Below are 19,200 nucleotides of genomic sequence, written 5' to 3' on the forward strand. Positions count from 1 at the left end.
CCCACGGCCCCGCTCGGCCCGCTCCGCCGCCCACGGCCCCGCTCGGCCGCGGCTCGGCTACAACGTGCGCAGCAGCACCGCCGGTTGCTCCACACAGTCGGCCACGTACCGCAGGAAGCCGCCCGCCGTGCCCCCGTCGCAGACCCGGTGGTCGAAGGTCAGCGAGAGCTGGACCACCTGGCGCACGGCCAGCTCCCCCTGGTGCACCCAGGGCTTCGGCATGATCCGGCCGACGCCCAGCATCGCCGCCTCGGGGTGATTGATGATCGGGGTCGACCCGTCGACACCGAACACCCCGTAGTTGTTCAGCGTGAACGTGCCGCCCGTCAGCTCGGCCGGGGTCAGCCGCCCGGCCCGCGCCGCCTCGGTCAACCGGGCGATCTCCGCACCGATCGACTCGGCGTTTCTGGCGTGCGCGTCCCGCACGACGGGGACGACCAGGCCGCGCTCGGTCTGCGCCGCGAACCCGAGATGGACTTCGGGCAGGCACACGATCTCCCGCGCCTCCAGGTCCACCGTGGAGTTGAGCTCGGGGAACCGGGCCAGCGCGGCCGTACAGATACGGGCCAGCAGGGCCAGCACCGACACCTTGGGACCGGCGGCCGGACCAACCGCGCCGTTCATCGCCGCCCGGACCGCCATCAGCTCGGTGGCATCGGCATCGACCCAGCACGTGGCATCGGGGATCTCCCGTCGGCTGCGCGCCAGCTTGTCGGCGACCGCTCCCCGCACCCCGCGCAGCGCGATCCGCTGCGCCTCCTGCCCGGCCCCCGCCCCGGCCACCCTCGCCGGGGCAGCCACGGCCGCCGGGGACGTGACCGCCGACCGGTCCGCCGACGCGGCCGCCGCCTCGCCCCGGGCCCTGATCGCGGCATCGACATCGGCCCGCAGGATCAGCCCGTCCGGACCGGAACCCGTCAGCTGCCGCAGATCCAGACCGTGCTGCCGGGCCTGCTTGCGCACCAACGGCGAGACAACCGCCACCGGCCCCGGCACCACATCCGGCACAGGAGCAAGGACCGGCTCCGGCACCGCGGCCCCAGGCTTCCCTGCGGAAGCGGCCGCCACCGACACGGCGGCGGGGCGGACCCGGCGACGCCGCGCCACCGGCGCACCCGTCCCGTACCCGACCAGAACGTTCCCGGACGTCTCCGCCCCGGAACCGTCCCCTGCCCCGCCCCCAGCACCAGAACCGGAACCTGCCCCGGCACGAGCACCGGCACCGCCCGCAGCCCCCGGCGCCACGCCCGGCCCCGCGTCCTCCCCCACCGCGACCGTCAGCAGCGGCGCGCCGACCGGGAGTTCCGATCCCTCCTCGCCGAACCGCGCGGTCACCACGCCCCCGTACGGGCACGGCACCTCCACCATCGCCTTGGCCGTCTCGACCTCGACGACCGGCTGATCGATGGCGACGACATCGCCGACCTCCACCAGCCAGCGCACGATCTCCGCCTCGGTGAGCCCCTCACCGAGGTCCGGCAGCCTGAATTCGCATACCTGGGCCATCAGCTCTCCGCCTCCCACTGCAAGCGGGCGACCGCGTCCAGTACCCGGTCCACACCCGGAAGATGGTGCTTCTCCTGCATCGGCGGCGGATAGGGGATGTCGAACCCGGCGACCCGCAGCACCGGCGCCTCCAGGTGGTGGAAGCACCGCTCCGTGATCCGGGCCGCGATCTCGCCGCCCGGTCCGCCGAAGGCGGAGGACTCGTGCACGACGACCGCCCGCCCCGTACGCCGCACGGACGCCGTGACGGTCTCGTCGTCGAACGGCACCAGCGAGCGCAGGTCCACGACCTCCAGATCCCAGCCCTCCTCGACGGCCGCCTCCGCCGCCTCCATGCAGACCGGCAACGACGGACCGTATGTGATCAGCGTGGCACCGCGCCCCGGCCTGCGGACCACGGCACGGCCGATCGGCTCCACGGACGCCGGCGCTTCGGGAGACCAGTCCGCCTTCGCCCAGTAGAGCCGCTTCGGCTCCAGGAACACCACCGGATCATCGGACGCGATCGAGGCCCTCAGCAGCCCGTACGCGTCCTCGACCGTGGCCGGGGTGACGACATGGAGGCCGGGCGTCGCCATGTAGTACGCCTCCGAGGAGTCACTGTGGTGCTCGACCCCACCGATCCCGCCGCCGTACGGCACCCGGATCGTGATCGGCAGCGGCATCGCGCCGGCCGTCCGGTTCCGCATCTTCGCGACATGGCTCACCAACTGCTCGAACGACGGATAGGCGAAGGCGTCGAACTGCATCTCCACCACGGGACGCAGCCCGTACATCGCCATGCCCACGGCCGCCCCGAGAATGCCCGACTCGGCCAGCGGGGTGTCCGTGCACCGGTCCTCGCCGAACTCCTTCGCCAGGCCGTCGGTGATCCGGAATACCCCGCCCAGCGTGCCGACGTCCTCACCGAGGACGTGCACCGTCGGGTCCTCGGCCATCGAGTCGCGCAGCGCCCGCCCGAGCGCCTGCGCCATCGTGGCGGGCTTGGCCCTGGCGGTCCGCTGCCCGGCCGTCACCGCTGCGGTGGTCATCGCCTCTCCTCCACATCGTCCTGCCCGGCTTCCAGTTCGGCCCGCAACAGGTCCGCCTGCTCGCGGAGCTGGCTGGTCCGCTCCGCGTAGACATGGGCGAACAGATCCATCGGCTCCAGCACCGGATCAGCGTTCATCCGCTCACGCAGCGCCGCCGCCATCCGCTCGGCGGCCTCGCGCGCCTCCTCGATCACGTCGTCGCCGAGCAGCCCGCGCCCGGTCAGCTCCCGCTCCAGCAGCCGGATCGGGTCGTGCGCCCGCCAGATCTCCACGTCGCTGTCGGCGCGGTAACGGGTCGCGTCGTCGGCGTTCGTGTGGGCGTCCATGCGATAGGTCACCGCCTCCACCAGCGTCGGCCCGCCGCCGCGGCGGGCCCGCGCCACCGCCTCGGCGAGGACCTGGTGCACCGCGGCCGCGTCGTTCCCGTCGACCAGCCGCCCCGGCATCCCGTACCCCACGGCCTTGTGCGCCAGGGACGGTGCGGCGGTCTGCTTCGCCAGCGGGACGGAGATCGCGAAGCCGTTGTTCTGTACGAGGAAGACGACCGGGGCACGCCAGACGGCCGCGAAATTCAGCGCTTCGTGGAAATCGCCCTCGCTGGTCCCGCCGTCCCCGACCATGGCGAGCGCCACCACGTCGTCGCCCTTCAGACGCGCCGCGTGCGCCAGCCCGACGGCGTGCGGCAACTGGGTGGCGAGCGGGGTGCAGAGTGGTGCGACACGATGCTCACGCGGGTCGTAACCGGTGTGCCGGTCACCGCGCAGCAGCGTCAGCGCCTCGACCGGATCCATTCCGCGCGCCACCGCCGCGAGCGTGTCCCGGTAACTGGGGAAGAGCCAGTCCCGCTCCTCCAGCACCAGCGCGGCCGCTATCTCGCAGGCCTCCTGCCCAGTGCTCGACGGGTAGACGGCAAGCCGCCCCTGCTTCGTGAGGGCAGTGGCCTGCGCGTTGTACCTCCGGCCTCGGACCAGCTCCGCGTACAGCCGCAGCAGCAGCTCCGGATCGGCGTCGGCCGCGGCGTCCGTACCGAGCACGCGGTACGGCTCGGGGTCCGGGAGCAGCGGCGCGGGATCGGTGAGCGGCTTCCAGGCCGGGGGCGGCGTGGGCCGGTACGCGGCCGCGCCGGGCAGCTCTTGGACCGTCATGACAAGCACCTCCTGGCATCGAGGGGTTTCGAGCGGCATCGGTCGGCATCAGGGATCGTCCGATGCCTGGGGTGTCGAAAAGCACCGAAATGTCGAGCGCTGTCCGAGGCACGGCTGTGGCCCGCCTCACCTACCGATTGTTCGGTCGTGAACGCATTTTGGCTACAGGCACCCTCAGCCTGTGGACAAACGGTTCTCCGCAGCCTGGGATAGAGGCAGGTCGTCCAGGACAGGGAGGCGGGAGTACATGTCAGCTGAACAAATGGCTGAGGGGAGTGAGCCCCCGGACCGGATGCCGCCCGCGCGCCCGCTCGACGCCATCGACCGCGACATCCTGCGATTGCTCCAGACGGATGGCCGCGCCTCGATACGGTCGGTGGCCGACCGCGTCCATGTCTCCCGGGCCAACGCCTACGCCCGGATCAACCGGCTCATCGACGACGGGGTGATCCGCGGCTTCGGCGCGCGGGTGGACCACGAGCGGGCCGGACAGGGGGCGTCCGCGTACATCACGCTCAAGATCGTCCAGAACTCCTGGCGCACGGTGCGCGAGGAGCTCCAGGCGCTGCCCGGGGCCACACATATCGCATTGGTCAGCGGCGACTTCGATGTCCTGCTGCTGGTGCACACCCCGGACAACAGGACCCTGCGCGAACTGGTCCTGACGAAGATCCAGGCCATCCCGGAGGTGCTCTCCACCCGGACGATCCTGGTGTTCGAGGAGACGGACCTGACCCCGGGCCCGGCCAGGCGCGCCGAACTCGACTGAGAACCGCACCGGCCCGCACCAGCCGCATCAGCCGCCCGGACCACCACCATCGTCCGGCGGCTCAGCGGCTGGCCCGCACCCCTTCGAAGGCCACCCGCACGAGCGTGTCCGCGACCATTTCCCCGTCGACCCCGCCGTCGGGCAGCGGCCGGTACCACTCCACCAGCGAGTTGACCATGCCGAAGAGCAGCCGCGTCACCAGCCGTATGTCCACGTCGGAGCGGAGGTCACCGTCCGCGACGGCGGCCTTGAGCAGATCGGCCACCCGCTGGTCGAACTCGCGCCGCCGCTCCATGGCCCAGCGCTCCGTCTTCGTGTTGCCCCGCACCCGCAGCAGCAGCGTGACGTAGGGCAGTTCGCCTATCAGCACGTCGACGGTGCGACGGGTGACGTACTCGACCCGCTTGATCGCCCGCCCCTGCACGGCCCCCGGCTCGTCGAGAATCGCGAAGAGCCCGTCGAGCGCCCGGCTGACCGCGCGGCGCAGCAGCTCTTCCTTGCCCGCGACATGGTGGTAGATGGACGACTTGGAGATCCCCGCCGCCCGGGACAGGTGCTCCATGGACGTCCCGTCGTAGCCGCGCTCGTTGAAGACACGGACAGCAACGGTGAGCAGGGTCTCCGGGGTGTACGTGTCCCGCTTGGCCGTGGTCATGTCCGCGATCCTCCCCTACGAGTTGTCCACAGGTTTGGCGGGCCCCCTTGTCCCGACCGATCGTTCGGTTACTCTAACTCTGTCCGCCCGTTCCTGCCCAGCTCGACGAGGAGTTGGTCCGTCATGGCCGCCGAGCTCTCCCCGAACCTGCTGTCCGAGAAGCACCGCCCCACGCTCGACCAGGCCCTCGACGCGATCCGTACGCGCGGCTACTGGTCCCCGCACCCCGAGCATCCGAAGGCGTACGGGGAGGGGGGCGCGCCCGGCAGTCTGAGTGCCGCCGACGGCAAGGCCGCGTTCGACGCCGTGCTGAACACCCGGATCGACCTCGGCCAGCCCGGCACCGATGGCTGGGTGAGCGGCGAGGTCTCCCCGTACGGACCGGAGCTCGGCGTCGAGTACCCCCACGCCGACGCGGACGTCCTGCTTCCCGCCATGCGGGCCGGTATGCCCGCATGGCGTGCGGCGGGCCCCGAGACCAGGGCACTGGTCTGCCTGGAGATCCTCGCCCGGATCAGCGCCCGGACCCACGAATTCGCTCATGCCGTGATGCACACCAGCGGCCAGGCCTTCCTGATGGCGTTCCAGGCGGGCGGCCCGCACGCCCAGGACCGCGGCCTGGAGGCGGTGACGTACGCGTACGAGGAGCAGACCCGCACCCCGCGCAGCGCCGACTGGTCCAAGCCGCAGGGCAAGCGCGACCCGCTCCATCTGCGGAAGGCGTTCACCGCGGCGCCGAGGGGCATCTCGCTCCTGATCGGCTGCAACACCTTCCCCACGTGGAACGGCTATCCCGGCCTCTTCGCCTCCCTGGCGACCGGCAACCCCGTCCTGGTCAAGCCGCACCCGCGCGCGGTGCTTCCGCTCGCGCTCACCGTGCGCGTGGCCCGCGAGGTGCTCGCCGAGGCGGGCTTCGATCCCAACCTCGTCGCCCTGGCCGCCGAACGGCCCGGCGAGGGCATCGCGAAGACCCTGGCGCTCCGCCCGGAAGTCAGGATCATCGACTACACCGGTTCCACCGCCTTCGGCGACTGGCTGGAGGACCACGCCCGCCAGGCCCAGGTCTACACGGAGAAGGCCGGGGTCAACACGATCGTCGTCGACTCCACGGACGACTACCGGGGCATGCTGTCCAACCTGGCGTTCTCCCTCTCCCTCTACAGCGGTCAGATGTGCACGACCCCGCAGAACCTGCTGATCCCCCGGGACGGCATCACCACCGACACCGGCGACAAGACGTACGACGAGGTGGTCACCGACATCGCCGCCGCGGTCACCGGCCTGCTGGGGGACGACACCCGGGCGAACGCGCTGCTCGGCGCCCTGGTCAACCCCGACGTGAAGACTCGCCTGGAGGCGGCCCCGGAGCTGGGCGAGGTGGCCCTGCCCTCCCGCGAGGTCGCCCACCCGGAGTTCCCCGACGCCGTGGTCCGCACCCCCGTCGTCATCAAGCTGGACGCCGCCAAGCCCGATGACGAGAAGCACTACCTGTCGGAGTGCTTCGGCCCGGTCGCCTTCGCGGTCGCGGTCGACTCGACGGCCGACGCGATCGAGCTGCTGCGCCGCACGGTGCGCGACCGGGGCGCGATGACGGTCGGCGCGTACACCACCTCACCAGAGGTGGAACGCGCGGTGGAGGACGTCTGCCTGGACGAGTCGGCCCAGCTGTCGCTGAACCTGACCGGCGGGGTGTACGTCAACCAGACCGCGGCCTTCTCCGACTTCCACGGCTCGGGCGGGAACCCTGCGGCGAACGCCGCCCTGTGCGACGGAGCGTTCGTCTCCAACCGCTTCCGTGTGGTGGAGGTCCGCCGCCAGGCCTGACCACACCCGGCAGACGACCCGGGGCGCGGCCGTTCGACATCGGCCGCGCCCCGGATGCCCATGCCCCGCATGCCGCGCCCCGGGTGGCCCTGCCCCTGGCGCCATGCCCCGTGTGTGCCATGCCCCGGCCGTGACCGGCCGGACAGCCTTATGCGCCCGCCCCGGGGATCTCCGCGTACCGCTGCACCCACGCGTGCATGGCGATGGCCGCCGCGGCCCCCGCGTTGATCGACCGCGTCGAACCGAACTGCGCGATGGAGCACACCATCGCCGCGTGCTCACGGGCCTCCTCGGTCAGCCCCGGCCCCTCCTGCCCGAAGAGCAGCACACAGCGGCGCGGCAGCTCGGTCCGCTCCAGCGGTACCGCCCCCGGCAGATTGTCGATGCCGATGATCGGCAGGCCCTCGGCCCGCGCCCACGCGGTCAGCGACTGGGTGTCGGGGTGGTGACGCACATGCTGGTACCGGTCGGTGACCATCGCACCGCGCCGGTTCCAGCGCCGCCGCCCCACGATGTGGATCTCCTTGGCGAGGAAGGCGTTCGCCGTGCGCACCACGGAGCCGATGTTGAAGTCGTGGCCCCAGTTCTCGACGGCGACATGAAAACCGTGCCGCCGCAGATCCAGATCGGCGACGATCGCCTCACGGGTCCAGTACCGGTAGGCATCGCCCACATTGCGCCGGTCACCGTGGGCGAGCAGTTCGGGGTCGTACCGCTCGCCCTCGGGCCACGGCAGCGGGTGCGGGCCGACGCCGATCTCCGGCCCGAAGCCCTCGTCGTACTGCGCCGGCTCCGCGTCACCGCCGCTGTCGGTGCTACCGCTGACGTTCCCGCTGCCCGTGCTACCGCTCTCGTTCCTGCTCACCCGACGAGCGTATGGCCCTTGTCGTCACGTTGCGGAACCTCCTCGGCCACGCTGTCCCGCCGCGGGCGGGGGACGTCGGCCCGGCCGGGAAAGAGCCGCTCCCGGGCAAGGGTCGTCCGGGAGCCCAGCCAGAGCAGGAAGGCGGTCGGCAGGAAGACGGAGTCCGCGGCGATCATCGCCATGGAGAAGAAGGGCAGTCCGAGCAACAGGGCGATCCCGGCGTGCTCACACATCATGGCGACGAGCAGCACGTTCTTGACCCGCCGGTTGAACAGGGTGAACGGGAACGCGACCTGGACGGCGACCGTGCCGTACGTGATCAGCATCACCATGACGCCGTTGGAGGCGAGGATGTCCGACAGTCCGGGCCAGGGCGTGAAGGAGTCGAGCTTGAGCGGGTAGTACAGCGCCGTACCGTCCTGCCACCGCGAGCCCTGGATCTTGTACCACCCCGCCGTGGCGTAGATCAGGCAGACCTCGGCCATGATCACGACGAGGGTCGCGTTGTGCGCGAGGTTGGCGATCACGTCGAGCAGGGTGCGCGACTGGCTGTGCGGCGCGTAACGGTTCACGAACCACCAGGCGCCCTCGCCGACCCACAGGATCCACAGAAGGGCCGGCAGCCACCAGGTGCCGCCGAGCCCGTTCGTCACCCCCGCGACGATCAGCACCACGCCGAGTACGGCCCAGAGGACCGGACCGGCCACGTTCCCCCGCACCGGGCGCCCCGGGTCGTCCGCCGCCGCTCGCTCCCGACGAGCCATTCGCCGGGCGTCCAGCGACCAGACCTGCGCGCAGCGCGTGAGCACCAGGTAGATCGCCATGATGTGGATGACGTTGTCGCCGCCGTCGCCCATGAAGATGCTGCGGTTCTGGACGGAGAGCACCCCCACCATGAACAGGACCGACATCGCCCGGGTGTGCCAGCCGACCATCAGCAGCGCCGCGGAGATCAGCACGACCGCGTACACGGTCTCGAACCAGACGGTGCTGTCCGACCACATGAGTACGGAGAACGCCTGGTTGCCGGAGATCAGCTGCTGCGCCATGTCCCAGCGCCACGGGGCGTCGGGGCCGTACATCTCGTGCCGGTTCGGCAGTTCGCGCAGCAGGAAGAAGAGATAGGTGGCCGAGAATCCGATCCGGATGACGGCGCTCTGGTACGGGCCGAAGGCCGTGGACGTGACGCGCTGGATGCCGCGTGCGATCTTGTGGTCGACCCGGCGGCCGAGGGCGGGTGTACTCACTGGTCGGCCCCCTCGGCGTTCGCGGGCAGGTCCGCGTCGGTCACCGTCCACCACGGCAGGACCCGGTAGGACGGCCCGGTGCTGATCTTCTCGGTGCTCCACGGGGGCGCCGCGACCGACCGGACCTCCGAGCGGACCTGGATGCGCTGGACGGTGCCCCCGTAATCGTGCTCACCGAGGCGGAGCATCACCATGCGGCGGATGTAGCGCTCGGAGAGCTCGCCGCGCAGGCCGTTGGCCCGGTTCTCGTCGTCGTGGGAGTTGAGGTAGAAGTCCCAGCCGCGGCGGAGCTGGTTCTGATGAACATGGCTGGGAAGGGGATTCCCGCGTATCGCCTTGCCGTCCTCGGCCGAAAGGCTCATCCAACGGGTCGTGCGGACACCGTCGGGACCGGCTATCTCAGCCCTCACGTGCAGCGCGACGTTCTGCTGGAGCGGATTGGGGGCGAAGAGCTTCCAGTTCTGCTCGAACTCGGGGTAGATCCACTCGTCGACCGCCTCGCCGTGCCGCTTGGTCAGGGTGTTGGACGGGGCGACGTGCAGGAAGACCATCGCCAGCTGTCCACAGGCGACCAGCCCGATCACGGACAGTGCGAGCGCGGCGACGATCTGGTAAGGGAGCGACAGGCCGGCCATGCCGCTCCGCGAACCTGGTTCTGGCTCCTGACCTGCGTCGGAGGCGTCCTCCTCGCACTGCTCCGCCCCCGGGTCGGAAGCCCCGTTCCCGTTCTCGGCGCCCAAGCCGTCGTACGAATCCATCCCGCCCCGATCCCCGTCGACGATCCCCGTCGATCCCCGGTCAGTTATCCACAGGGTTGACACCCTACGGGCCACCGACTCACCATTGAAGACATTGAACCGAACGATCGGTCGGTAGGGAGCCCGGGATGGCGGCAGTGGCTGCGGACCAGACAGCGCAGGCGGGAGCGGGCAAACCCGCTGGGGCGGATGAGGCCCTGGAGGCGGCGTTCGACGCCGCGGTGGCGGCGGACGAACGCATCGAGCCACGCGACTGGATGCCCGACGCGTACCGGGCCTCGCTGGTCAGGCAAATGGCCCAGCATGCCCACTCCGAGATCATCGGCATGCAGCCGGAGGCCAACTGGATCACGCGTGCGCCCTCGCTGCGCCGCAAGGCGATCCTGATGGCCAAGGTGCAGGACGAGGCGGGTCACGGCCTGTATCTCTACAGCGCGGCCGAAACGCTCGGCATGGGCCGCGAGGAGATGCTCGACAAGCTCCACGCGGGCCGCCAGAGGTATTCGTCGATCTTCAATTACCCAACGCTGACCTGGGCGGATGTCGGCGCGATCGGTTGGCTCGTGGACGGCGCCGCGATCACCAACCAGGTGCCGCTGTGCCGATGCTCCTACGGCCCGTACGCACGGGCGATGGTCCGCGTCTGCAAGGAGGAGTCCTTCCACCAGCGCCAGGGGTACGAGCTGCTGCTCGCCCTCAGCCGGGGCACCCCGGCCCAGCACGAGATGGCGCAGGACGCGGTGAACCGCTGGTGGTGGCCGTCCCTGATGATGTTCGGCCCGCCGGACGACGCGTCGGCCCATTCGGCACAGTCGATGGCCTGGAAGATCAAGCGCCATTCCAACGACGAGCTCCGCCAGCGCTTCGTGGACATATGCGTCCCGCAGGCCGAATCACTCGGCCTCGCGCTCCCCGACCCGGACCTCCGGTGGAACGAGGAGCGCGGGCACCACGACTTCGGCGCGATCGACTGGACGGAGTTCCAGGAGGTCCTCAAGGGCAACGGCCCGTGCAACGAGCAGCGTCTCGGCCAGCGCCGCCGGGCGCACGAGGAAGGTGCGTGGGTACGGGAGGCGGCAGCCGCCTACGCCGAGAAGCACGCACCGCAACGGACAGCGGTGAGGACCGGAAGTCCCATCGAGAACGGGGAGGCGACAGCATGAGCAGCTCGACCGATTGGCCCCTGTGGGAGGTGTTCGTGCGCTCTCGCCGCGGCCTCTCCCACACCCACGCGGGCAGTCTTCACGCGCCGGACGCCGAGATGGCCCTGCGCAACGCACGCGATCTGTACACCCGGCGCTCCGAGGGCGTCTCCCTCTGGGTGGTGCCGTCCGCGCAGATCACCGCCTCCTCGCCGGACGAGAAGGACTCCTTCTTCGAACCGTCCGGCGACAAGCCCTACCGGCACCCGACGTTCTACGAGATCCCGGAAGGGGTGAAGCACCTGTGACCGCGGCCCTCGCCCTGGGCGACGACGCGCTGGTGCTCTCGCACCGGCTGGGGGAGTGGGCGGGCCACGCCCCCGTGCTGGAGGAGGAAGTGGCCCTGGCCAACATCGCCCTGGACCTGCTGGGCCAGGCCCGGGTACTCCTCTCCCTGGCCGGGGACGAGGACGAGCTGGCGTATCTGCGCGAGGAACGGGCCTTCCGCAACGTCCAGCTGGTCGAGCAGCCCAACGGCGACTTCGCCCACACCATCGCCCGCCAGCTCTACTTCTCCGCCTACCAGCGGCTGCTGTACGAGCGGCTGGCATCGGGCGACAACGAGTTCGCCGCCCTGGCGGCGAAGGCCGTCAAGGAGGTCGCCTACCACCAGGACCACGCGGAGCACTGGGCGCTTCGGCTCGGCGACGGCACGGGCGAGAGCCACGACCGGATGCAGCGCGCCGTGGATGCCCTGTGGCGGTACACCGGCGAGCTGTTCGAGCCGGTCGAGGGAATCGACATCGACTGGCAGTCGCTGGACCGCGACTGGATGGAGTCCGTCTCCGCGGTGCTGGAGCGGGCGACCCTGGCGCTGCCCACCGGCCCGCGGTCCGGGGCGTGGGCGGCGGGCGCGGGGCGCCAGGGCATCCACACCGAGCCCTTCGGCCGCATGCTCGCCGAGATGCAGCACCTGCACCGCAGCCACCCGGGGGCGTCATGGTGACCGAGACGCTCCTGGAGGAGGAGCTGCACCGCCTCGCGGGCTCCGTCCCCGACCCCGAGCTGCCCGTGCTGACCCTGGACGAGCTGGGGGTGCTCCGGGGCGTGGAGGTCCTCGCCCCGGGCAAGGTCACCGTGCGCCTCACCCCGACCTACACCGGCTGCCCCGCCATCGAGACCATGTCGTCCGACATCGAGCGAGTACTGCACGACCACGGCATACCGGAGGTCTCCGTGGTCACCGTGCTCTCACCGGCCTGGTCCACGGACGACATCAGCGCGGAAGGGCGGCGCAAGCTCGCCGAGTTCGGCATCGCGCCCCCGCGCCCGCACGACGCCGCACCTGGTGCGGGCGGCCCGGTGCCGCTCACCCTCGCGGTCCGCTGCCCGCACTGCGGCTCGACCGACACGGAGCTGCTGAGCCGGTTCTCCTCCACCGCCTGCAAGGCGCTGCGCCGCTGCGTGTCGTGCCGCGAGCCGTTCGACCATTTCAAGGAGTTGTAGATGTTCCATCCGCTCCGGGTCCGCACGATCGAACGGCTCACGGACGACTCGGTGGCCGTCACCCTCGCCGTGCCGCCCGAGTCGCGCGAGATCTTCCGCCACAAGCCGGGCCAGCACCTCAATGTGCGGTACACCGCCGACGGCGAGGAGATCCGCCGTTCGTACTCGATCTGCTCCCCGGCCGCCGAGGGGCCGGAAGAGCCGGTACTGCGGGTGGGCATCAGGCTGGTCGACGGCGGCAGGTTCTCCACGTACGCCCTGAAGGAACTCGCCGTCGGCGACCTGGTCGAGGCGATGCCCCCGATGGGCCGCTTCGTGCTGACGCCCCGCCCCGGATACTTCGCGGCGATCGTCGGGGGCAGCGGAATCACCCCGGTCCTGTCCATCGCCACCACACTGCTGGCGCGGGAGCCCGAAGCCCGTTTCTGCCTGATCCGCAGCGACCGGACAGCGCTCTCGACGATGTTCCTCGACGAGGTCGCCGAGCTGAAGGACCGCTACCCCGACCGCTTCCAGCTGGTCACGGTGCTCTCCCGGGAGGAGCAGCAGGCGGGCCTGCCCTCCGGCCGGCTGGACGAGGACCGCCTCACCGCGCTGCTGCCCGCCCTGCTTCCCGTGACCGAGGTGGACGGCTGGTATCTGTGCGGCCCCTTCGGGCTGGTCCAGGCGGCGGACCGGGCACTGCGCGGCCTGGGCGCCGACCGGACCCGCGTCCACCAGGAGATCTTCCATGTGGACGACGGCCCGAGCACGGGCGCCCGCCCCCGGGCCGCGTCGCCCGCGCACAGCAGACTCACCGCCACCCTGGACGGCCGCTCCGGTACCTGGCCGGTGGAGGACGGCGAATCGCTGCTGGAGACCGTGCTGCGCAGCCGGGCCGACGCACCGTATGCCTGCAAGGGAGGGGTGTGCGGGACCTGCCGGGCCTTCCTGGTCTCGGGCGAGGTGCGGATGGACCGCAACTTCGCGCTGGAGCCCGAGGAGACGGACGCGGGCTATGTGCTGGCCTGCCAGTCGCATCCCGCCACCCCGGAGGTGGAGCTGGACTTCGACCGCTGACCGCCCCGCCGCATGTTCCCTAACCGCCCCGCCGCATGTTCCCTTCTCGTAGAACCTGTTCTATCTTGACGGTCCGTCAGATCTGGGCAGGGGCATCGGGCAGCGGGAGGCCAGGGCAGTGGACTTCACCTTCACCGAGGAACAGCAGGCGGCCACGGAGGCAGCGCGAGCGGTCTTCGCGGGGGTCGCACCGGACGGGGTTCCCAGCCCCGCTCTCCTACCGGGGGCGGTGGCCGAGGACATCGACCGTCCGCTGTGGTCCCGGCTCGCCTCCAGCGACCTGCTGAGCCTCACGCTGTCGCCGGAACACGGCGGGGCGGGGCTCGATCCCGTCGCGCTCTGCCTGGTGCTGCGCGAGTCCGCCAAGGTGCTGGCGCGGGTGCCGCTGCTGGAGACCTGCGCGGTCGCGACGGTGCTCCAGAGGTACGGGGATCCGTCGCTGGCAGCCGAGCTGCTGCCCCGGGTCGGCCGGGGCGAGCTGGTGCTCACCGTCGGAGCCAACGGCCGTTCCGGCCACGACCCGGCCGAACGCGCTGTCACGGCCCGCCCGGAGACCGTGGCCGGGGCGGGAACGGCGCCGGAGCCCGCCCCGGCAGGGGCGAACCCGCCGGGCGGAGCCGAGCCCGCAGACGCCGGTACAGACGGTGCCGCGACCGACTGGGTACTCGACGGGACGCAGACGGCGGTGCCGTGGGCGCAGGTGGCGGACTGGATAGCCGTTCCGGCCCGCACCGCCGAGGGGCGGGCCGTCGTGGCCCTGGTCCGGCCCGGCCAGGACGGCGTCACCCTGGCCGAGCAGGTCTCCACCAGCGGTGAACGGTTCGCCGAGGTCCGCCTGGAGTCCGTACGGGTCGCCAGTCGCGCTCTCATCGGCCGCCCCGGGGCCTGGGAGTGGCTGCGCGCCCTTCTCACCACCGGGACCTGCGCACTCGCGCTGGGCCTGGGCGAGGCCGTGCTGGCCATGACGAGCGCGTACACGGGAAAGCGCGAGCAGTTCGGTTTCCCGGTGGCGACGTTCCAGTCCGTCGCGGTACAGGCGGCGGACCGGTACATCGACCTGCAGGCCATGGAAGTGACGCTCTGGCAGGCAGCCTGGCGGATCTCCACCGGCGCCGCCGGAACGCTCCCCGTCGAGGGCGATATCTCGGTGGCGAAGATCTGGGCGTCGGACGGCGTCCGCCGGGTCGTGCAGACCGCGCAGCATCTTCACGGCGGGTTCGGCGCGGACACCGACTACCCGCTGCACCGCTTCCACGCCTGGGCGAAGCAGATCGAGCTGTCCCTCGGCCCGGCAGCGGCGCACGAGGAGGCGCTGGGCGACCTACTGGCCGCACACCTCCTCGACTGACGGGAAGGGATGCCCCGCAGCACTGCCGCCCGGCTCAGAGCACGAAGGCCGGGGTGCCGTTGTCCGTGACCATCGGGCGCCCGGCACCCTCCCAGGCGAGCATCCCGCCGTCGACGTTCACGGCGTCGATGCCCTGCTGCACCAGGTACTGGGTGACCTGCGCCGACCGGCCACCGACCCGGCACATCACATGCACGCGCCGACCGTCGTCGGTGGCCTCCGTCAGCTCACCGAAGCGGGCCACGAAGTCACTCATCGGGATGTGCAGAGCACCCTCGGCATGCCCGGCCGCCCACTCGTTGTCCTCCCGGACATCCAGCACGAAGCCGTCCGACGGAACCGCCGCGACGTCCACCGAGGGCAGCGGGGCGAAATTCATGGGTCATGCCTTCTCTCGTACGTACACGCCTGAGTCACCCGGAACGCTACTGCACCATGCCCGCCAGCTCCGCCTCGCGCTGCGCGACCTCGCCCAGCAGTTGTTCGGCGATCTCGTCGAGCAGCCGGTCGGGGTCGTCCGGCGCCATCCGCAGCATGGCCCCGATGGCGCTCTCCTCCAGCTCCTTGGCGAGCACCGTCAGCAGCTCCTTGCGCTGAGTCAGCCAGTTCAGCCGCGCGTAGAGCTCCTCGGCCTCGCCGAGCTCGGCCTCCAAAACCGCCGGACCCGCCTCCCACTCCTTCGCCAGCTCGGTCAGAAGCTTCTCGTCGCCCCGCCCGTACGCGGCGTTCACCCGCGCGATGAACTCGTCCCGGCGGGCCCGCTCCGTCTCGTCCTGCGCCAGGTCCGGGTGAGCCTTGCGGGCCAGATCGCGGTAGAGCCTGCGCGCCTCCTCGGTCGGCCTGACCCGCTTGGGCGGCCGGACCGGCTGCTCCGTCAGCATCGCCGCGGCCTCGGGGGACAGCCCGTCGGAGTCCATCCAGTCGTGGAACAGCTCATCGACGCCGGGCATCGGCATGACGACCGCACGGGCCTCCTGCGCCTTGCGGATGTCCTCCGGGTCACCCGTCATGGCCGCCCTGGCCTCCGCGATCTGCGCATCGAGCTCGTCGAGCCGGGTGTACATGGGCCCGAGCTTCTGGTGGTGCAGGCGCGAGAAGTTCTCGACCTCGACCCGGAAGGTCTCCACCGCGATCTCGAACTCGATCAGCGCCTGCTCCGCCGCCCGCACCGCCCTCGCCAGACGGGCCTCTGGCCGCTCCCCCTCGGCCCGGCCACCCGCGCTCCCGGCGTCCACGCTTCCGGCGTCGGCACTCCCGGCCTCGTCGCCGGACCGGGGACCGGCAACGGCCGGCTCACCGCCCCGCTCGAACGGCTCGTCCTGCCGGTCGTCGTCGTTCCGGTCATCGTCGTTCCGGGTGGTCGGCACCCCGGCGGCTTCGTGGGTCACCCGTCCAGCGTATGGCCCCGGTCCGCGTCCCGAGCACACCCCGTCGGTCCGGCGCCGCTCAGACGTCCAGCTCGGCGGCTATCCGCCCGGAACCTATCGCCCGTACCAACTCCGCGTGGTCCGCCTCCGTACGGTCCGCGTAGGTCACCGCGAACGCCGCCACCGCCTCGTCCAGCTCGTCGTTCTTGCCGCAGTAGCCCGCGATCAGCCGCGGATCGGCACTGTGCGCGTGGGCCCGCGCCAGCAGCGCCCCTGTCATGCGGCCGTAGTCGTCGACCTGGTCGGCCGCCAGCGCCGCCGGGTCCACGCTCCCCTTGCGGTTTCTGAACTGCCGTACCTGGAACGGGCGCCCGTCCACCGTCGCCCAGCCCAGCAGGATGTCGCTGACGACCTGCATCCGCTTCTGCCCGAGCACCACCCGGCGCCCTTCGTGCTCCGCCCGCGGCACGTCGAAGCCGATAGTGGGCAAGTACGGGGCGAGCACGGACGGCCGCGCCTCCTTCACCTGGAGCACCAGCGGCTCACCCCGGTGATCGAGCAGAAGCACCACGTACGACCGGGTGCCGACGCTCCCCGTGCCGACCACCCGGAACGCCACGTCGTGTATCGCGTACCGGGCGAGCAGCGGGACCAGGTCCTCCGAGACCGTGCCCAGATAGTCGCCGAGCGCCGCCGCGACCGCCGCCGCCTCGCCGTCCGGCACCCTCCGCAGCACCGGCGGCGCGTCGATGAAACGGCGTCCACCGTCCGCGGCGTCCTCGGTGGACTTCGCCGCGAAGCGGGCACTGGTGTTCTTCCGGGCCTTCTCCGAGACCCTCTCCAGAGTGCCGAGCAGGTCCCGCGCGTCCGTGTGCGAGACCAGTTCCTCGTCCGCGATGGCGTTCCAGGAGTCGAGCGCGGGCAGCTTGGCCAGCAGCCGCATCGTCCGCCGGTACGCCCCCACCGTGTCGTACGCACCCCGTCGGCAGGTCTCCTCGTCCGCCCCGGCCTCGCGCCCCGCGAGCACCAGCGAGGTGGCCAGACGCTTCAGGTCCCACTCCCACGGGCCGAACACGGTCTCGTCGAAGTCGTTCAGGTCGATGACCAGACTGCCCCGCGCATCGCCGTACAGCCCGAAATTGGCCGCGTGCGCATCACCGCAGAGCTGCGCGCCCACCCCGCTGACCGGCGTGCCCACCAGATCATGGGCCATCAGACCGGCCGAGCCGCGCAGAAAGGCGAAGGGCGTGGCCGCCATCCGCCCCACCCGGATCGGGGCGAGATCGGCCACCCTCCCCCGGCTGGACTCCTCCACCGCCCGCACCGCGTCGGGCCGTCCGGCCGGGAGGTCCAGGCGCGCGTGCGAGGCCCGGGGAACCTGCCGACGCAGCACCTTGCCCGCGTCCTTCGGCGGCCGCGCCGCGCCTGCGTCCTCCGCCCCTGCCCGCCGCGCGAATCCGGGCACGGCGGGAATGCGCGAATCCCCCGCCCCCGCACGCTGAACCGGCACTGCCACTCCGCTGTCACCCATGGCGCGCAGCCTCCCCCGCACTCTCCTGCGCTCCCGGCCCGACGCCTTGGCGCAGATCAATGCCGACGAAGGTACCGCCGCCCGCCGAAAGCCGCTCACTCCTGTGGAAAACCTGTCCCACCCCTGTGGACAAGAGCCCGTACCGGTCAGGATCACCACTGTCAGACACCAACGGCCTCCTCCAGCTCCTCCTCGATCTCCGCTGCCTCTGCGGTATCCGGGGCCTCCGCGGTCCCGTCTGTCTTCACCGGACCATCCTCGACGCGAGCGCCAGACCGGGCGGCGTGCTTCGGCGCATGCGCCCCGCCCACTCCACCAGCACCGGATTCGGCCACCACCGCGGCGGCTCCCCACGCACCGGCCGAAGCACCGGCCACGGCCTTCCGTCGCCTCGATTCGGCCATTCCCGCCAGCCCCATCAGCACCAGGCCCGCCACGAGCCAGAACACGAGCACCAGCACATGCCCGCCCAGCGCGTACCCGCCGAAGTACACATGGCTGCGCACGCCCTCGACGAAGCCCGCGCCATTCCAGAAGGAGTGCAGCGAAGCGAAGAATCCCGGCTGCAGTTCAGGCCGGAAGATGCCGCCGGAACTCGTGAAGTTGAGCATCACGAACAGCACCATCAGGCCAAGTGTCGTCCAGCGCTTGAGGAAGGTGTGCAGACCGACGCCGACCAGCAGGATGCCCGCGGAGTAGAGCCAGGACATCGCCCACAGGCCGCCGAGCCCCTGGTCCACGAGACCGAACAGCGGTCCCGCGAACACCACACCGATCACGCTCACCACCAGCGACGCGGCAACGGCCAGAGCGGCCCTGATCCGCAGCGCCAGCACGGCGCCCGCGCCTCCGATGACCGCGACCGAGGCGTACGAGCCGATGCTCAGCGCGACCAGCAGGAAGAAGATGCCCTGCCCGGTCGGGTCGCCGTCCGCGGTCGGCGCCGTGTCCGTCACCTTCAGCGGGTCGCCCTGCTCCGCCGCGACCTTGGTGAAGACCTTCTCCACCACCGTGGCGCTGGTGTCGGAGGACGCGCTGGCCACCAGCAGCTCGGGGTGCTTGCCCGGCAGATAGGCGCCGTAACTCGCCTGGGTCCTCAGGTGGTCCACGGCGGCGGCCCGGTCCGGAACGGTCCGCACGCTCAGTGCCCCGTCGCTCGTGTCCTGGAGCGTCTGTGCGAGCACCTGGGCGCGCGGCCCCGACCCGACCACGTCCACCCGGAGATCGTGCGGCTCCGGGGCGTGGAAGGCCCCGAGGTAGGCGAGCCCCATACCGATACACATCAGCAGCGGCGTGACGAAATGCCTCAGCACATGACGAAGGGCGGCGGCCGTGGAGCCGGGGGCGGTGGAGCCAGGGGCGGCACCCGGACGTGCGGACATACGGAACTCCAATAGTTGCCTTTTACAACTCTCAACTCGTTGTACTATACAACTGACATTGCCGA

19 protein-coding genes are annotated in these 19,200 nt (G+C 71.2%); 8 read left to right on the top strand and 11 right to left on the bottom strand.

The window, feature by feature from the left end; genetic code table 11:
• Window positions 1-57: 57 nt before the first annotated feature.
• The 3 genes from ACFVWY_RS01150 to pdhA are packed head-to-tail and all read right to left on the bottom strand — an operon-like array spanning window position 58 to window position 3,682.
• Window positions 58-1,506, bottom strand: a complete 1,449-nt coding sequence (locus ACFVWY_RS01150; RefSeq protein WP_389865869.1) for a dihydrolipoamide acetyltransferase family protein — start codon at window positions 1,504-1,506, stop codon at window positions 58-60.
• Window positions 1,506-2,537 carry an alpha-ketoacid dehydrogenase subunit beta gene (locus ACFVWY_RS01155; protein WP_389865871.1) on the bottom strand — a complete coding sequence of 344 codons (1,032 nt, stop codon included), beginning with the start codon at window positions 2,535-2,537 and terminating at the stop codon, window positions 1,506-1,508. Before ACFVWY_RS01155 ends, ACFVWY_RS01150 begins: the two co-directional genes overlap by 1 nt.
• The gene (pdhA, locus tag ACFVWY_RS01160; RefSeq protein WP_389865874.1) at window positions 2,534-3,682 is read right to left on the bottom strand and encodes a pyruvate dehydrogenase (acetyl-transferring) E1 component subunit alpha; all 1,149 of its coding nucleotides are present in this window, start codon (window positions 3,680-3,682) and stop codon (window positions 2,534-2,536) included. Before pdhA ends, ACFVWY_RS01155 begins: the two co-directional genes overlap by 4 nt.
• Window positions 3,683-3,944: 262 nt before the next feature.
• On the opposite strand from pdhA, the gene ACFVWY_RS01165 reads away from it, so the two are divergent.
• Entirely contained in the window at window positions 3,945-4,451 is a 507-nt protein-coding gene (locus ACFVWY_RS01165) for an Lrp/AsnC family transcriptional regulator (RefSeq protein ID WP_389865876.1), read from the top strand.
• Between the two features lie 61 nt (window positions 4,452-4,512).
• On the opposite strand, the gene ACFVWY_RS01170 is transcribed toward ACFVWY_RS01165, so the two are convergent.
• Window positions 4,513-5,106, bottom strand: coding sequence for a TetR/AcrR family transcriptional regulator (locus tag ACFVWY_RS01170; RefSeq protein WP_389865878.1), 594 nt, complete (start codon window positions 5,104-5,106; stop codon window positions 4,513-4,515).
• A gap of 123 nt (window positions 5,107-5,229) precedes the next feature.
• Here ACFVWY_RS01170 and paaN point away from each other — a divergent pair, with 123 nt between their 5' ends.
• Complete coding sequence (gene paaN / locus ACFVWY_RS01175; protein ID WP_389865881.1) at window positions 5,230-6,930, top strand: phenylacetic acid degradation protein PaaN; 1,701 nt, start codon at window positions 5,230-5,232, stop codon at window positions 6,928-6,930.
• A gap of 148 nt (window positions 6,931-7,078) precedes the next feature.
• Here paaN and ACFVWY_RS01180 read toward each other — a convergent pair whose 3' ends face one another.
• From ACFVWY_RS01180 to ACFVWY_RS01190, 3 genes are read right to left on the bottom strand one after another with little or no spacing between them, the layout of a single operon-like run.
• A complete protein-coding gene (locus ACFVWY_RS01180) occupies window positions 7,079-7,795 on the bottom strand; it encodes a TrmH family RNA methyltransferase (RefSeq protein WP_389865883.1) in 717 nt (238 codons plus the stop codon).
• The gene (locus ACFVWY_RS01185) at window positions 7,792-9,042 is read right to left on the bottom strand and encodes an HTTM domain-containing protein (protein ID WP_389865885.1); all 1,251 of its coding nucleotides are present in this window, start codon (window positions 9,040-9,042) and stop codon (window positions 7,792-7,794) included. The genes ACFVWY_RS01180 and ACFVWY_RS01185 overlap by 4 nt, the downstream gene beginning before the upstream one ends.
• The gene (locus ACFVWY_RS01190) at window positions 9,039-9,800 is read right to left on the bottom strand and encodes a DUF5819 family protein (protein WP_389865887.1); all 762 of its coding nucleotides are present in this window, start codon (window positions 9,798-9,800) and stop codon (window positions 9,039-9,041) included. The genes ACFVWY_RS01185 and ACFVWY_RS01190 overlap by 4 nt, the downstream gene beginning before the upstream one ends.
• A 128-nt stretch (window positions 9,801-9,928) precedes the next feature.
• On the opposite strand from ACFVWY_RS01190, the gene paaA reads away from it, so the two are divergent.
• The 6 genes from paaA to ACFVWY_RS01220 all read left to right on the top strand — a co-directional run bounded on the left by paaA (window position 9,929) and on the right by ACFVWY_RS01220 (window position 14,855).
• Window positions 9,929-10,963 carry a 1,2-phenylacetyl-CoA epoxidase subunit PaaA gene (paaA, locus tag ACFVWY_RS01195; RefSeq protein ID WP_389865889.1) on the top strand — a complete coding sequence of 345 codons (1,035 nt, stop codon included), beginning with the start codon at window positions 9,929-9,931 and terminating at the stop codon, window positions 10,961-10,963.
• On the top strand, window positions 10,960-11,250 hold the full coding sequence (gene paaB / locus ACFVWY_RS01200; RefSeq protein WP_389865891.1) for a 1,2-phenylacetyl-CoA epoxidase subunit PaaB: 291 nt from the start codon (window positions 10,960-10,962) through the stop codon (window positions 11,248-11,250). Before paaA ends, paaB begins: the two co-directional genes overlap by 4 nt.
• The gene (paaC, locus tag ACFVWY_RS01205) at window positions 11,247-11,948 is read left to right on the top strand and encodes a 1,2-phenylacetyl-CoA epoxidase subunit PaaC (RefSeq protein ID WP_389865894.1); all 702 of its coding nucleotides are present in this window, start codon (window positions 11,247-11,249) and stop codon (window positions 11,946-11,948) included. Before paaB ends, paaC begins: the two co-directional genes overlap by 4 nt.
• Window positions 11,942-12,448, top strand: coding sequence for a 1,2-phenylacetyl-CoA epoxidase subunit PaaD (gene paaD, locus ACFVWY_RS01210; RefSeq protein WP_389865897.1), 507 nt, complete (start codon window positions 11,942-11,944; stop codon window positions 12,446-12,448). The genes paaC and paaD overlap by 7 nt, the downstream gene beginning before the upstream one ends.
• Window positions 12,449-13,507 (top strand): 2Fe-2S iron-sulfur cluster-binding protein, encoded by a 1,059-nt coding sequence (locus ACFVWY_RS01215; RefSeq protein ID WP_389865900.1) that lies wholly within the window; start codon window positions 12,449-12,451, stop codon window positions 13,505-13,507.
• Window positions 13,508-13,625: 118 nt separating this feature from the next.
• Complete coding sequence (locus ACFVWY_RS01220; RefSeq protein WP_389865902.1) at window positions 13,626-14,855, top strand: acyl-CoA dehydrogenase family protein; 1,230 nt, start codon at window positions 13,626-13,628, stop codon at window positions 14,853-14,855.
• 34 nt (window positions 14,856-14,889) lie between these two features.
• On the opposite strand, the gene ACFVWY_RS01225 is transcribed toward ACFVWY_RS01220, so the two are convergent.
• From ACFVWY_RS01225 to ACFVWY_RS01240, 4 genes are all read right to left on the bottom strand, one after another.
• The gene (locus ACFVWY_RS01225) at window positions 14,890-15,234 is read right to left on the bottom strand and encodes a rhodanese-like domain-containing protein (RefSeq protein WP_389865904.1); all 345 of its coding nucleotides are present in this window, start codon (window positions 15,232-15,234) and stop codon (window positions 14,890-14,892) included.
• Window positions 15,235-15,280: 46 nt separating this feature from the next.
• Window positions 15,281-16,243, bottom strand: a complete 963-nt coding sequence (locus ACFVWY_RS01230) for a J domain-containing protein (protein WP_389865907.1) — start codon at window positions 16,241-16,243, stop codon at window positions 15,281-15,283.
• Between the two features lie 58 nt (window positions 16,244-16,301).
• Window positions 16,302-17,753: a DUF2252 domain-containing protein gene (locus tag ACFVWY_RS01235; protein WP_389865910.1), complete on the bottom strand. Its 1,452-nt coding sequence runs from the start codon at window positions 17,751-17,753 to the stop codon at window positions 16,302-16,304.
• Between the two features lie 161 nt (window positions 17,754-17,914).
• Complete coding sequence (locus ACFVWY_RS01240; RefSeq protein WP_389865912.1) at window positions 17,915-19,135, bottom strand: hypothetical protein; 1,221 nt, start codon at window positions 19,133-19,135, stop codon at window positions 17,915-17,917.
• Window positions 19,136-19,200 lie beyond the last annotated feature (65 nt).

The organism is Streptomyces sp. NPDC058195 (genome assembly GCF_042883525.1).
Classification (GTDB): Bacteria; Actinomycetota; Actinomycetes; order Streptomycetales; family Streptomycetaceae; genus Streptomyces.